This is a genomic window from Paenibacillus sp. FSL M7-1455 (genome assembly GCF_038004655.1).
GTDB lineage: Bacteria > Bacillota > Bacilli > Paenibacillales > Paenibacillaceae > Paenibacillus_AQ > Paenibacillus_AQ cookii.
This window is the reverse complement of sequence record NZ_JBBORO010000001.1, coordinates 853,878-867,776: the sequence shown is the minus strand read 5'-3', so window position 1 is coordinate 867,776 and position 13,899 is coordinate 853,878. Positions and strand designations below refer to the sequence as shown.

Here is a 13,899-nt window from a genome sequence, read left to right as displayed (position 1 = left end):
CGAATGCTTTTCGGTACGAGAGAATCACCGTAAGAGCGTTTTCGCGCGAAGGATTCACCGCAAGCAGGGAGCTGCATTGCTTAAAACGATCTCCCGCAGAGCCACGTTAAAAAGCCCGAAACGCTTCATGCGCTTCGGGCCTGGGACATATCGGATTATTGACGGCCTTGCAACGATTGTTCGGCCAACTGGACCAGACGCTTGGTAATATATCCTCCAAGGGAACCTGTTTCGCGGGAGGTCATGTTACCGTAGTAACCGTCCTGGGGAATTTGAACCCCCAGCTCGCGCGCAGCTTCCATTTTCATTTGCTGCAAAGCTGTTCTTGCTTGCGGAACGACCAGATTGTTAGAACGAGATTGACCCATAATAAAAATCTCCCTTCTATTCTGCATGTGAGTTCGGAATTTGCAAACATCCGGCAACGGGTCCCTTCAGGCGCCGAATCCGGCACAAGCACATCGCTCAAGCCTGCTCCCGCCCAACGTCCCGTTCGGATCTTTGCAGTATCCTCAAGTGAGTAACGAACTTGCAAGCTTAGTATGTCACCGTCTTTAAGAGTTATACAGAACAGAATTCATATCTTGTCTGGAGGTTTTTTACATGAGTAAAGGTTTGTCCCTTTGGTTTGCATGCTCGTCCATTTTCCTTTTGGGTGCCTGCGCCATTGCCATAAGCCATAACGGATGGATCGCCCTATTGTTAGGCGTGCTGGCCATCTGCAACATCGGCTGGGGTTTTGTGGTCAAGGCCAAAAAGAACCGTTCCAACGAAGCGTAAACCCGTTTATTTTTTCGGCAGCAGGAAGCCCATCCGCTCTTTCACGTCCGAAAGCGTGCGCGATGCGGTTTCCGTTGCTTTTTCGGCGCCTCTTTGAAGGATATCGTGAAGCTCGCCGGACTCCCGGATTTCGTAGTATCGCTTTTGCAGCGGTTCAATCACGGAAACGACCGCCTCGGCCAAATCCTTCTTAAATCCGCCGTACATTTGCCCTTCGTATTTGTTTTGGATCTCGGCGATCGACATGCCCGAACATTCCGCGAAAATGCTCATCAGGTTGCTGATTTCGGGTTTTTCGGCAGGGTCGAAACGGACCTCTCTGCCGGAATCGGTCGTGGCGCGGCTGATTTTTTTGCGAATCTCATCCGGCGTATCGAGAAGCGCGATATAACTTCCCGGATTCGGATTGCTTTTGCTCATCTTTTTCGAAGCGTCGTCCAATGACATGATGCGTGCGCCCACTTCCGGAATGTACGGCTCGGGGATCGTAAAATATTCGCCGAAGCGGTGGTTGAACCGTCCCGCCAAATCGCGGGTCAGCTCCAGATGCTGTTTCTGGTCTTCGCCGACGGGCACCAGATCCGCATTGTACACCAAAATGTCGGCCGCCATAAGCGACGGGTACACGAACAGGCCGGCCCCGACCGAATCTTTTCCGGCAGCCTTGTCCTTGAATTGCGTCATGCGTTCGAGCTCGCCCATCGAAGTGAGCGTCGTCAGAATCCAGCCCAGCTCCGCGTGCGGCGGTACATGGGACTGCATATATACGTTGGCTTTATCGGGATCGATGCCCGCGGCGATGAACAAGGCCGCTACCGCCTCCGACTGCTCGCGAAGCGCCGCCGGTTCCTGAGGAACCGTGATCGCATGCAGGTCGACGACCATGAAATTGCAGGCGTAGTCGTTTTGCAGCTTGACGAAGTTTTTCATGGCGCCGATATAGTTGCCCAGCGTCAGCTTGCCGCTCGGCTGAATGCCGGAAAGTACCTTTTTCATGAAATATCCCTCCAAATGTTAATTTATGTGTATGCAAAAAAGGCCCCATCGCCCGCAAGGGACGTGAGACCGTGGTGCCACCCTTTTTTGCCGCCAGCATGGAAACGATCATGCATACGAAGCGTACGCAACACCCATGTACTGGAAGCCTTTCGATTCCTTAACGTGGAATAAGCCGGCCGGCCTACGCGGGAAGTTTACCGCTTCCGTTCAACTCGGCACTCAAGGGTCCATTCGGCAAAATCGGCTCCACCGGTTCGCATCAACCACCGGCTTTCTGAAGGTTATGCCGCCTTTGCTTACTTGTCCCTGTCATCGTGTTCGTATAATCATTGAAAGCCTTTATGCAATGCCTATGATATCGCTGAACTTGTCAAATTGTCAAACCTCTTTTTTACGAACCGTCGCAAAATCTGTTATGATATCTTAAAGTGACCGTAAACGAACTGAATTCAAAGATTGGAAAAGGAGCATCGATATGAAACAAGTGACCAAAGGGCAATGGAATGGTTACGATACTTACATCCTTCATAGTCGCGAGCTTGAAGTCACGCTGCTGCCGTGGCTGGGGAACAACGTGATTTCCATCTGGGACAACATCCAGAACCGACAAGTCTTAAGAACACCCGATGAAAACGATTTGGCATTTTATATGCAAAAACCCTATCATTTCGGCATGCCGATGCTCATTCCTCCGGGCAGAATCCGCGGGGGGCACTTCGAATATGAAGGCCGCCAGTATCAATTCGACCGCAACACGGCCGGGGACAACCATATCCATGGTCTGCACCGCACGCAACCTTGGAGAGTCAGCGATATCGAAGAAGACGAAGAAGGCTGCGCGGTAACCACGGAATTTCTGACCGCGGACGATCCGAATTGGATGCGGCAGTTTCCGGCACCGATGAAGCTTGAAGCCACGATGCGTTTGCAGGGGGCAAGATTGACCCAGCATTTTAAGGTGACCCATTTGGGAGATCAGCCCGTGCCTTTCGGAATCGGGTACCATACGTGGTTCCTGCTGGATGGACAACCCGAAGAATGGACGCTTAAACTTCCGGTGGACGCCGTCTACGGTCTGGATCAGGATTTGTTGACGACGGGCGAAGTGCTGCCGCTGGGGCCTTTGGAACAACTTAATGAAGGTTTAAACCTTCAAGGAACGAATTTCGACACGCTTTTCCGGATCGGACAAGGCCAGCCGGCCGTTGCGACATTGATGCGCAGCGACGGTTACGGGCTTCAATATTCGGCGGATCCGCAATACTATAAGCATTGGGTCCTATATACCAAAGGCGATGCCAAGGAATTTTTGTGCATCGAGCCTTACACCTGGCTCCCGAACGCTCCGAATCTGGATGCGGGACCCGACGTCACGGGCTTGATCCGGCTGGAGCCCGGGCAAGCGGTTGAAATGGATTTGCATCTTGATATGGTGTACCCTGCAGGGTCTTAACATACGAAGGATTACGCAAAAGGCGTCCTTTCGACATATGTCGAAGGGGCGCCTTTTTACGAAAAAACGCAAATTTGACTGTCAAACCGTACAAGCTGTTTTCGACGAAAAATCGGGATGCCCCCATTTTTCAACAAAGGCCTTAAGCATGTAAAATATTCCCACCGTTTTTCGTTCTCTTTTGCCGCATGTTTTCAAATCTTTAAAACCATAATAACACCATAAAGTTCAAAGGAGGTGACAATCATGGGTCAAGCAGGACAACAAAACCAAGGACGCGGCAACCGTTCCAACAACCTGGTGGTTCCTCAAGCTAACGCAGCTCTTCAACAAATGAAGTTTGAAGCTGCTCAAGAGCTTGGCGTTCAAATCCCTCAAGACGGATACTACGGCAACATGACTTCCCGCGAGACTGGTTCTTTGGGAGGTTACATCACGAAACGTCTGGTACAAATCGCAGAACAGCAGCTTTCCGGTCGTCAATAATCTGCTTTCGGCATTTGTATAATGTGATATCATGTCGGTCGGCGGCAAGGCGTGAGCCATACCTGCCGTCCTGCGGCCAAAACGTCCGCAAGAAAAGGCAGCCTTCGAGGTTGCCTTTTTTGCTTGCTTCAAGCTGGTGAGCGTATCTGGTTAAAAAACTTCGGTCAATGAATCTGAATATGTATGTCTGGGATAGCGGATCATTAAATTCGCCATGTTATAATTCGACTCCAAAATGGCGTCGACGATGATCGAGCCCTGCCGGACCGCAAACTCATAGCTGATTTCGCCGTGCGTCCAGTGGCGTTTGTACTTCAGGCTTTCAAGCGCCATGATGCGGAATGAAGAATATTGAACCGGAGTCAGGCCGGAATTCTCGGATCGAAGCTCTCCGTTTCTTCCCTCCAGCGGATGATGACGAATCCCGAATTTGCCGATGGTGTTATTTCGTATTTGCACAAACACCGTTCCTGACGATAGGCCTGAAAGCTCTTCTTCAAGTTCCTTGAAGACCAGATCAAGTTGTCTTGCTAGGGATAATTGCTCAGTTTTCATCATTTCCTTCTTCCTCTCTTCAACTTTCGCCAAAATAATTAGGGCTTATGACTCATTATAAGACAGGGTACCAAAACAGACAACAATATAAAACATAATTGGGTATTTATTCCTAACACTTTCGCTTTTTCGATCCTTTTTTCGTCTAGATTCCGATATAATTCTGGTTTATATGACAAAATCCTTGATTTTTCCTTTCAAACGCAAAAAAACAGGAAAAACGCCATTCAGGGCGGTTTTTCCTGTTTTTGTCGTTCCGTGCCAAGTCCAAGCAGGCCTTAAGCCAGAGAATCGGTCATGGCCAAAAATTCTTCCACGTCTTGTTTGAGGAGATCGGAAGCGCTTTGCCAGAACTCCCGTCCGGTCAAATCCGCATTCAAATGCTTTTTCGCCAGCTCTTCGACGGTCATGGCGCCGGTATCCTGCAGGAGCGCATCGTATTTGTCCGCGAAGCCGCTGCCTTCCTGAAGCGCCTGCGCGTAGATGCCCGTGCTGAACATATATCCGAACGTGTACGGGAAATTGTAGAAAGGAACGCCGGTGATGTAGAAATGCAGCTTCGAGCACCAGAATGTCGGCTCATAAGCCGATAAAGCGTCGCAAAACGCTTCTTTTTGCGCTTCTTCCATCAAATCGTTTAACTCCTGGACGCTAAGCAATCCGTTTTTGCGTTTTTCGTAGAAGCGGGTTTCGAACAGGAAACGGGCGTGAATGTTCATGTAGAACGCAACGCTCCGCTGGATTTTGTCCTCAAGCAGCGCAAGCTTTTCCTGCTCGTCGCCGGCTTTTTTCACCATGGCGTCGGAAACGATCATTTCCGCAAACGTCGAAGCCGTTTCGGCCACGTTCATCGCATAGTTTTGGTTGAATACCGGAAGGTCGTCCATCACGTGCTGGTGATATCCGTGTCCCAGCTCATGCGCGAGCGTAGACACGTTCGAAGCCGTGCCGCTGTACGTCATGAAAATCCGCGTCGCTTTGCTGACAGGCAGGGAGGTACAGAACCCGCCAGGGCGTTTGCCGGGACGGTCCTCGGCCTCGATCCACGACTTGTCAAAAGCCATTTCGGCAAAATCGGCCATTTTCGGGCTGAATTTGCGGAACTGCTCCACGATCGTTTCCGCCGCTTCCTGGTAAGACACGGTGGAGGAAACCTTGCCGATCGGCGCTTCGACGTCGACCCAGCTCAGTTTGTCGACGCCAAGAAGCTTGGCCTTGCGTTCCATATATTTGACCAGCATCGCCTTGTTGTCCTGAATGACGCCCCACATCGCGTCCAGCGTCTGCTTGGACATGCGGTTGATGGCGAGCGGCTCCTTCAATACTTCGTTCCAGCCGCGGCGCTCATACAGCTTTAAGCGGAAGCCGCCCAGATGGTTTAACGTGTCCCCGCAAAAATCGGCCTTCTCGGCCCATGCTTCCTTCCACTTGACGAACATGGAGTCGCGAACTTCCTTATCCGCGTCATGCAGTTTGTTATGCGCTTGTCCCGCGGACAGCAGCACGGTCTCCCCGTCTTTTTCGAACGGGATTTTGATATGGCTGACCACCGTATCGTAATGGTCGCCCCAGCCATGGTAACCGTCTACGGCCAAATCCAGCGCCAGGCTTTCCAGCTCAGGGCTCATCTTTTCGCGTGCCTGATCCCTGCTTTCATTCAGGACGAAGGAAATCGGCTGCACCATTTCGCGCTGCATCCAAGCTTTCCAAGTATCGTCGTCCGTGCGGGCGAGAAGATCGTCGAACTGCGTGGTAATCGTGCTGAGCAGCGCATGCAAGCCGGTGATGCGGCCGGAGAGCTGAACGGCTTTTTTATCGCTCTGATCCTGTGCCTGCAAACAGCTGACGAACGCGCTGCCTTCGGAAAGGCGGGAAATGCAGCTGCTCATCGAGGCGACGATCGCGTCGAACGCTTCCGTCTCCTGAACGCTGGCCGGAGCTTGGGCGGCTTCCACGTCCTGCTTCAGCTGGCGGAGATCCTTCTCGAGCGTATCCAGGAACGTTTGGTACTCCGAAGAAGAGGAACCTCCAGGAAAAATGGATTCCAAATCCCAGGTCAATTTCAATGGGTTATTCATGAACAATCACCTTTCTTTGAATAGGATTTCAATTGAACGGTTTTCGTGATAAGGTGTATTACGTAAGGGAACAATCCTGCAAACAGGTCCCAAAGGGACTGAAATAGATCCGAATGGAGGGATGCTTGCCATGAAACCACTGCAAATCTCGCCGGAAACGGCCGTCAAGCTGTCCGAAAAACTGGGAGTGCCGCTCGAACATCTCATGCACATGCCGCAGCATATTTTGCTGCAAAAAATCGCCGAGCTCGGCAAAGAACAGGCCGATGCCAAAGAAGCGGAAAAGAAGGACAAGCCATGATCCCTTTTTCGCATACTTGGCCTTACGACAAACAGATGGGCGACATCTATGTGCATGAATGCCCTTTCTGCGGTGCCCGGAACGTGAGGTTGAACCTGAAGCCAAGCGAACTGAAAACCGTCAACGAAGGCCGCAAAAAGCTGGTGGTTTTCCCCTGCTGCAGCAGCAGGTTGAACGTCATCGAAACGGATAACGACTATCTTCGCTTCGACCAGCCTGTCCGATAACCGTCTTTGTACGCAAAACACGCATGAGTCATGCGTGTTTTTGTTTGCTTAAGCCGGATTCATTTCGGACGGCAGCTCCAGTTTGCGGGCCAGCATTTGCTCGCGGAGAACGCCCCATTGTTCGCGGGAGGCCCGGATCATGGCCGCGTCGATGATGTTTTTGTCGTTGATGACCCGCGAGAACCAACGGACCGCTTCGTTAAAAGCGCCGATTCTGCGGTTCAGCTCCCCGATCAAATATAAAAGACGGGCGTTGTTTGCGCCCACGCCTTCGAGTTCATAAACTTTTATGTATGATTCCAGGCAGTATTTCAGGAAACGCTGCTCTTGTTTTTCGTCTCCTTTATACCGGTACAGCCAGGCGATGTGGTGAAGCAGGCTTGCGATGATCCGCTCCCTTTCACCGATCGTCTGGGCGACGAGCAAAGCGAGCTTGTACGTTTCCAAAGCCGCTTCCCAATTCCGGCGCCCTCCGAAGTCCTTGCAGGTCCAGCGGCTGCTGATGCTGCTTTCGAACCGCCTTTTTTGCGAATCGTTCAGCCGTTCCATCGAGTTTTCCGTCGAGGCAAACCCGCATTTGGGGCATACCCTGACGACGTAGTAATCCGGATTTTCGTCCTTGTAATACGCGCAAAAGTCGGAATCGGTCCGGATGGCTTTCTTGAAGCTGGGACGGACGCGCGAGGTTTGAAATTCATGTTCGCAAAAACTGCAGGTCACTTTAATGGTATAAAGAGGTTCTAAAGCCACATCCCCACGTTCCTTTCATGTCTTTCGTTCTATAGTCTGTGGATCCATGGTGTTTCAAGCAGGCAGGACCCAAAAGCCGAAGAGGCGCATGGTTTCATTTCCAAGTATATCAAAAAACAAAAAAAGGCGCTAAACGTTTGTTTAGCTCCTTCAAGATAATGATTAGTAGCTGCTCCAATCCTCTTCCCCAGGATGGACCAGTGAGGCGCGAATGACATACACGAAGGCGCAGACCAGAACACCGGCGACAATACTCATGATCCCATCACTCCATCCATATATTCAAATTTAATCCTTTAAATTGAGGTTTTGTTTGTATATTTTAACATACATTCGCCAAAAAAACACCCGTTTTTGTAAACGCTTTCTGACTTTTTTTGTACTGTTTGTCCGATGCGAAACATAAATTTTGGGTATACAGGTTCATTTCCATTGACCCATGAACAGGAAGGTGTGACTATGTCCGTAAAAAAGCTGGGTCTTCCGCTCATGATCGTTTCACTTGCCGCGCTCCTTCTACTCATGATGCTGTTCCCGGGGGCATACCTGGAATCCGCCTTGCGAGGCCTTGAGATATGGTGGGACGTCCTATTCCCTTCCTTGTTCCCGTTTTTTATCATTTCGGAAATCATGCTTGGCTTCGGCGTCGTCCATTTGTTCGGGACGCTGCTCGACCCGCTGATGAAGCCGTTGTTCCGGATTCCCGGCAGCGGAGGATTCGTTGCGGCCATGGGTTACGTATCCGGCTACCCGATCGGCGCCAAGCTGACGGCCAAGCTGTGGGAACAGAACATGGTGACCAGGGACGAAGGCGAGCGGCTCGTCGCTTTTACGACGTCTTCGGATCCGATTTTTCTGATCGGAGCCGTCTCCGTAGGATTTTTCCATGACCCCAAACTGGCGGTTATATTGGCGATTTCCCATTACGGCGGCGGATTTTTGATCGGGCTGCTCATGCGCTTCCACGGGAGCAGGCATAGCATGCCCGCGGCTTCGGGCAAATCGGCGCAAAACGCAAAGGATCGGCGCAGCCGGATTCGGCGTGCTTTTGCGGCGATGCATCATGCAAGAATGGAAGACGGCCGGAGCTTGGGCGAAATGATGCGGCAGGCCGTGGAATCCTCATTAAAGCTTATTATTGTCGTCGGAGGGCTAGTCGTATTCTTTTCGGTTTTTTTGGAGCTTCTGACCCAGGCCGGCGTGATGAGAAGCTTGTACCTGGTGCTGGAACATTTGCTGAGGATCGGGGGTTTTCCCGCTTCGCTGTCCGAGGCCCTTGTGGGCGGGCTTTTTGAGGTGACGCTTGGCGCCCGTTCCGCCGGAGAAGCGGCGGCTTCCATTCCACTGCCCTTCAAAGCGGCGGCGGCGGCGTTTATTTTATCCTGGGGAGGCCTTTCGGTTCATGCGCAAATCGCGAGCATCCTGCATGCCACCAATTTGCGCTACCTGCCGTTTATGTTTGCCCGCCTGATCCATGCCGTTTTGGCGGCGGCGCTTGTCCTGCTGCTGTGGAATCCGGTGATGGGCAAGCTGTTGCCTGCGCCTGCATTCCAGCCCTTCGTGCCGGACCCGGGGTTTGCGTGGGCTCCCGGCGCGTTTGCAGACCGGTTGGCGTACTTCTGCCTCTTGATCGCGTTCATTACCGCAGCCTCGCTGTTATGGACGTTCGTTCGCTCGATCTGGCGGCGGCTGCATGCGGAAAGGTGAAATAACGTTGTGTTATGCTCCGATATTGTTTATGATCTTTATATCCCCAAATAAAGGAGCTTAACTCTCTTGAGATATTATGTTCTGGATCGCGGTGATCAGTTATCCGTTGATTTAAGTGAGCAGTTCCACAAGATGGCGGCCAAGCACGGTTTTCGGCTCGATGCCGAATCCCCCGAGATCGTCGTTTCGATCGGCGGCGACGGGACGATGCTTCATGCTTTCCATACGTTTATCGACCATATTCCCGATATCGCTTTTGTTGGCGTCCATACCGGCCATCTCGGCTTTTACGCCGATTGGCAGGCAGACGAGCTCCCGCAGCTCGTCGAGCTGATGAGTTCCGCCAGCAAGTCCGGCTCGGTCCGGCCGAGGATCGTGAAATATCCTTTGCTTGAGCTGGAAATCCACCGGAAATCGGGCAATACTTCTTATATCGCTTTAAACGAGTTTACGCTGAAAGGCATGGACGGCACGGTCGTCGCCCAGGTGGACATCAATGACCAGACCTTTGAGATGTTCCGCGGCGACGGGATATGCATCTCGACTCCGACCGGCAGCACCGCGTACAACAAAAGCCTTGGCGGCGCGATGGTGCACCCGACGATCGAGGCGCTGCAGATTGCGGAAATCGCGTCGATCAACAACCGCGTGTTCCGAACGATGGGATCTCCCCTGCTGCTGCCGAAACACCACCATACCGACATTTTTTCGCGAAAGGAACAGCGGCTGCTGCTCACGATCGACCATATCAACATTCAAGTGGACGATTTGATTTCGGTGCGCTGCCAGGTCGCGAAGGAAAAGGTCAGCTTTGCCCGTTACCGCCCGTTTCCGTTTTGGAACCGCGTCAGGGAGGCCTTCCTGGGTTAAAATGCATAACCCGGCCTGCGGGCCGTTCATACATGGATTTCGGCAAAACGAAGGCGGCTCCCTATTAGGAACCGCCTTTTGCTTTTTCGGGCTTTTCTTTATCTTTATCTTTTTCCTTGTCCTTCTCTTTCGGCTGAACGTCCCGGTTCTTTTGCAGAACGAAGTAAGCACATCCAAAATTGCAGTATTCGTTAATGTAGTCCACCATGCCGGAAAAAGCGGTGTCTTTGGTGGCTTTAGGATGCTTATCCCGGTAAAATCCCTTCAACCGCAGCTGGTTGTAACCCCAGTCTCCGACGATGTAATCGTAACGGTCCAGCACTTCGCTGTAACGGTCGCGAAAGGCTTCAGGGTTCCAGCCGTTTTTATGGTCTTTCAGCAGCTCGTAGCTTTTTCCGCCTATCAGAATCAAATGTGCTCCCCCTGCCTTCCACTGCTCAAATGAATAAATTGATTTTATTTATGGCTTGCCGCCGATTTGACCTGCTCGTGGGCATGGTAGGAACTGCGGACGAGCGGTCCGGATTCCACGTGGCTGAAGCCTCTCTTCATGCCTTCTTCCTTCAGCTTGGCAAATTCGTCGGGATGATAATATTTTACGACGTTCAGATGCTGCGGCGACGGCTGCAGATATTGGCCGATGGTCATGATGTCGCAGTCTACGGCGCGAAGATCGTCCATCGCCTGCAAGATCTCGTCCCATTCTTCCCCTACGCCGAGCATGATGCTCGATTTGGTCGGAATATCCGGCTGCAGCTCCTTCGATTTTTTCAACAGCTCCAATGAGCGTTCATATTTCGCTTTCGCGCGGACGCGGTTCGACATGCGCTCCACGGTTTCGATGTTGTGGTTCAAAATATCCGGTTTGGCATCCATCACGACCTTCAGCGCGTCCCAGTTCCCCATAAAGTCGGGAATGAGGACCTCGACGCTGCACAGCGGCAGGCGTTTGCGGATAGCCTTGATCGTTTCGGCAAAAATCATCGCGCCTCCGTCGGAAAGATCGTCCCGCGCAACGCTTGTGACAACGCAATGCTTCAGCCCCATTTTTTCGGCGGCTTCCGCAACGCGCTCAGGCTCCTGCAGATCCAGCTCGGTCGGTTTTCCCGTGTTGACCGCGCAAAAGCGGCAGGCGCGCGTGCAAATATCGCCCAAAATCATAAAAGTCGCCGTGCGGTTCGCCCAGCATTCGTATATGTTAGGGCAACGCGCTTCTTCACACACGGTATGTAGTGTCTTCGAGCGCATCATGCTCTTGATTTCCTGATAATTGTCACCGGTTGTCAGTTTGATGCGAATCCAGTCCGGCTTTGGTTCCTTGACGGTTTGTTTAGGCAATGATCTGACCTTCTTTCGCTTCATGGTTTTACTGCTTCATGCCCCATATTATATCATGAAATACCCCAAAATACTTCCATTTCTCTACCCGGGATAAAATGACTTCCCTTGTATCAATCTAAGTTTATGACCGTTACGTCCGGAAACTTCGATAAAAGCTGCCAGCAGGAGGTTAACGATGAAAAAATCCGAATTCAAGCCGAAAAAAGCGCGCCGCTTGTTGATTAGCGCAACCGCCGCAGCGATTCTTTTCGGTACCGCGGCTTGTCCTGCTTTGGGGAGCCCCGATCCCGAATCCGCTACAACCGCCGAATCTTTGGACAAGATGAGCCGGGAGGACGTACTTGCCTCTCGAAAAAAGCTTTACGATAAAATAGCGGCGACCACCCGGATTCCATGGTACCGGATCGCCGCGGTCGACCAGTACGAGCATACGCTCACCAAAGCCCATCCGAAAGACCGCAGCCACCCGAAACGGCTGACCGGCATTTACATGAACGAACCGGTCTGGAGCGGGATGTTCAATCCCGACCGGAACGACAGCAACCCCCGTTCCATCAGCATCTTCAACGGCTACGGCAAAGACGGGTCGGGAGACGGACGCGCCGACATGAACGACGATATGGACGTGCTTTACAGCATGGCCTCCTATCTTCTTCGGCACGGTCAATCCGAGGATGACTTTGGCATCGCCTTATGGGAGTATTATCATAACGGCCGGTCGGTGCAGCGCATTTTGCAGTTTTCCAAGCTGTACGAAAAATTCCAAACCCTCGATTTGTCCGGACATGCCTTTCCGCTCCCCGTTTCGGCTTCGTATTCGTACCGGGACACGTGGGGCAGCGGGCGAAGCTGGGGCGGATACCGCATCCATGAAGGAACCGATATTTTCGCGTCGTACGGTACCCCCGTCCGCAGCACCTGCTATGGCATCGTGGAGCTGAAAGGCTGGAACCCGTTTGGGGGCTGGCGCATCGGCATTCGGGACCTCGATAACCGGTACCATTATTACGCGCATTTGCAAGGCTTCGAGAAAAGCCTCAATCAGGGCGACATCGTCACGCCCGGCCAAACGATCGGCTGGGTGGGCAGCTCCGGTTACGGCAAGCCGGGCACCCAAGGCAAATTCCCGCCTCATCTCCATTACGGCATTTACCGCGACAGCGGATTGGCCGAATGGTCGTTTGATCCTTACCCGTTGCTGCGCCACTGGGAGGCAGAGGAACGGAAGGCAATCAAGGCCAAAAGAAAAGCCGGCCGTTAAATTCAAGACACACAAAAAATGATCCCCTCTTCAAGGCCGGGCATGGTTGCTTTGCCAGAGAGGGGATTGTTTTATTTGTGCGCTGGGCTTTCCCCGGTCTCGGCGTTCCCAGCGTTTTCGCCGGAATCTGTCGATGATCGTCCCGGCACCGCGGCCGCTCCCCCGCTTGTGTCCCCGGCCCCGTTCTTGTGGGATGTGGCCCCTTGGCCGGCAATGCCGGGCAGCGCGATGTTCGGCGCATTGGCGCCGTTGCTGCCGATGGGTTGGCCCTGGCTGTTGTAGTAATACATCGGCACGTCCCCGACGACCATCAGATAGGAAACGGGAATTTCCGTATCGATCACCTCCGGCTCCATGTCGAACGGAATGACGACCGCCACTTCCACGGTGACATGGATGAAAACCTCGACCAGCACCATGTTGATGCCGGCGTCTTTTTCCCTCGTGTTCAGCTCCACTTTGACGGCCCCCTGCGGTTCGACGCGAATCGGAACGTTCGGGCCGAAGGAAGCAAGAATCGGGCTGCCCAGCGCCTGCCCCAGCGGGATGCTTTCGGAAAGCATATGTTTGTTTTGCAGCGTATTTTGCACGACTTTGAACGTCTCCGACGTGATTTTCATATGTTCGGCATAATTCAGCATAAAGCCGGATACTTTGCCGGAGGAGTCCATTTTCCAGTCGATCAGCTCTTCCGCGTTTTCCCCTTTGGCCACCTGCGATGCGACGGCTTCGTTGATGGCGTCCGTTCCGATTTGCTTCATGCGGATTTTGGCCAGATGCATGATCGGGGGTTTCATGTGGTTTTCCACGTACGCAAAAAATTGCAGAAGAAGAATAAGGCACACCAATATGGCGATCAGCCATACCTTCCGTCTGCTGCGCGGTTTATTGGCGCCTCTGCTTCGCCATCTCGCCCTTCTTCTCATGTTCGCCCATCCCTCCTTTGAAGAAGAGGTTGCCTACCTTACAGCATATGTCCCTGTCCACCGAAATAACCCACAAAGTCGGGCCGGGCCATGAAGCCCATGCCTTTTGCGAACGAGGCCGATCATTCTGTTCAGGCCCCTTCCGGTTTGCCAGGAAACGGG

General features: G+C 52.6%; 16 protein-coding genes. 8 read left to right on the top strand and 8 right to left on the bottom strand.

Annotation, left to right across the window (positions count from 1 at the left end; translation table 11 throughout):
- Window positions 1–155 precede the first annotated feature (155 nt).
- The gene (locus NYE48_RS03920; protein ID WP_036708971.1) at window positions 156–368 is read right to left on the bottom strand and encodes an alpha/beta-type small acid-soluble spore protein; all 213 of its coding nucleotides are present in this window, start codon (window positions 366–368) and stop codon (window positions 156–158) included.
- Window positions 369–603: 235 nt separating this feature from the next.
- Here NYE48_RS03920 and NYE48_RS03915 point away from each other — a divergent pair, with 235 nt between their 5' ends.
- Window positions 604–780, top strand: coding sequence for a hypothetical protein (locus tag NYE48_RS03915; protein ID WP_197069942.1), 177 nt, complete (start codon window positions 604–606; stop codon window positions 778–780).
- 6 nt (window positions 781–786) lie between these two features.
- Here NYE48_RS03915 and trpS read toward each other — a convergent pair whose 3' ends face one another.
- Window positions 787–1,776 carry a tryptophan--tRNA ligase gene (gene trpS / locus NYE48_RS03910; RefSeq protein WP_340996983.1) on the bottom strand — a complete coding sequence of 330 codons (990 nt, stop codon included), beginning with the start codon at window positions 1,774–1,776 and terminating at the stop codon, window positions 787–789.
- A 478-nt stretch (window positions 1,777–2,254) separates the two neighbouring features.
- On the opposite strand from trpS, the gene NYE48_RS03905 reads away from it, so the two are divergent.
- Window positions 2,255–3,232 (top strand): aldose 1-epimerase, encoded by a 978-nt coding sequence (locus NYE48_RS03905; protein ID WP_036708969.1) that lies wholly within the window; start codon window positions 2,255–2,257, stop codon window positions 3,230–3,232.
- Window positions 3,233–3,478: 246 nt separating this feature from the next.
- Window positions 3,479–3,718, top strand: coding sequence for an alpha/beta-type small acid-soluble spore protein (locus NYE48_RS03900; RefSeq protein ID WP_036708966.1), 240 nt, complete (start codon window positions 3,479–3,481; stop codon window positions 3,716–3,718).
- Between the two features lie 150 nt (window positions 3,719–3,868).
- Here NYE48_RS03900 and NYE48_RS03895 read toward each other — a convergent pair whose 3' ends face one another.
- Both NYE48_RS03895 and NYE48_RS03890 read right to left on the bottom strand, forming a co-directional pair.
- Window positions 3,869–4,276, bottom strand: coding sequence for an O-methyltransferase (locus NYE48_RS03895; RefSeq protein WP_341000595.1), 408 nt, complete (start codon window positions 4,274–4,276; stop codon window positions 3,869–3,871).
- Between the two features lie 275 nt (window positions 4,277–4,551).
- Window positions 4,552–6,351, bottom strand: a complete 1,800-nt coding sequence (locus NYE48_RS03890) for a M3 family oligoendopeptidase (RefSeq protein WP_340996981.1) — start codon at window positions 6,349–6,351, stop codon at window positions 4,552–4,554.
- Window positions 6,352–6,481: 130 nt separating this feature from the next.
- Between NYE48_RS03890 and NYE48_RS03885 the strand changes: the two genes are divergently transcribed.
- The gene (locus tag NYE48_RS03885) at window positions 6,482–6,652 is read left to right on the top strand and encodes a YycC family protein (protein ID WP_212950146.1); all 171 of its coding nucleotides are present in this window, start codon (window positions 6,482–6,484) and stop codon (window positions 6,650–6,652) included.
- On the top strand, window positions 6,649–6,879 hold the full coding sequence (locus NYE48_RS03880; RefSeq protein ID WP_339322323.1) for a hypothetical protein: 231 nt from the start codon (window positions 6,649–6,651) through the stop codon (window positions 6,877–6,879). Before NYE48_RS03885 ends, NYE48_RS03880 begins: the two co-directional genes overlap by 4 nt.
- Window positions 6,880–6,927: 48 nt before the next feature.
- Here the strand turns inward: NYE48_RS03880 and NYE48_RS03875 are convergent, their stop codons facing one another.
- On the bottom strand, window positions 6,928–7,629 hold the full coding sequence (locus NYE48_RS03875) for a DUF2225 domain-containing protein (RefSeq protein ID WP_036708959.1): 702 nt from the start codon (window positions 7,627–7,629) through the stop codon (window positions 6,928–6,930).
- 459 nt (window positions 7,630–8,088) lie between these two features.
- Between NYE48_RS03875 and ylbJ the strand changes: the two genes are divergently transcribed.
- Together ylbJ and NYE48_RS03865 are read left to right on the top strand one after the other, a co-directional pair.
- On the top strand, window positions 8,089–9,336 hold the full coding sequence (gene ylbJ, locus NYE48_RS03870) for a sporulation integral membrane protein YlbJ (protein WP_340996977.1): 1,248 nt from the start codon (window positions 8,089–8,091) through the stop codon (window positions 9,334–9,336).
- Window positions 9,337–9,405: 69 nt separating this feature from the next.
- Window positions 9,406–10,209, top strand: coding sequence for an NAD kinase (locus NYE48_RS03865; protein WP_339322326.1), 804 nt, complete (start codon window positions 9,406–9,408; stop codon window positions 10,207–10,209).
- Between the two features lie 64 nt (window positions 10,210–10,273).
- On the opposite strand, the gene NYE48_RS03860 is transcribed toward NYE48_RS03865, so the two are convergent.
- Together NYE48_RS03860 and lipA are read right to left on the bottom strand one after the other, a co-directional pair.
- Entirely contained in the window at window positions 10,274–10,621 is a 348-nt protein-coding gene (locus NYE48_RS03860) for a YutD family protein (RefSeq protein WP_340996976.1), read from the bottom strand.
- Between the two features lie 44 nt (window positions 10,622–10,665).
- The gene (gene lipA, locus NYE48_RS03855; protein ID WP_052146915.1) at window positions 10,666–11,571 is read right to left on the bottom strand and encodes a lipoyl synthase; all 906 of its coding nucleotides are present in this window, start codon (window positions 11,569–11,571) and stop codon (window positions 10,666–10,668) included.
- Between the two features lie 154 nt (window positions 11,572–11,725).
- Between lipA and NYE48_RS03850 the strand changes: the two genes are divergently transcribed.
- Window positions 11,726–12,811, top strand: a complete 1,086-nt coding sequence (locus tag NYE48_RS03850) for a M23 family metallopeptidase (RefSeq protein ID WP_036708947.1) — start codon at window positions 11,726–11,728, stop codon at window positions 12,809–12,811.
- 71 nt (window positions 12,812–12,882) lie between these two features.
- On the opposite strand, the gene yunB is transcribed toward NYE48_RS03850, so the two are convergent.
- A complete protein-coding gene (yunB, locus tag NYE48_RS03845; RefSeq protein ID WP_340996973.1) occupies window positions 12,883–13,737 on the bottom strand; it encodes a sporulation protein YunB in 855 nt (284 codons plus the stop codon).
- Between the last annotated feature and the right edge of the window lie 162 nt (window positions 13,738–13,899).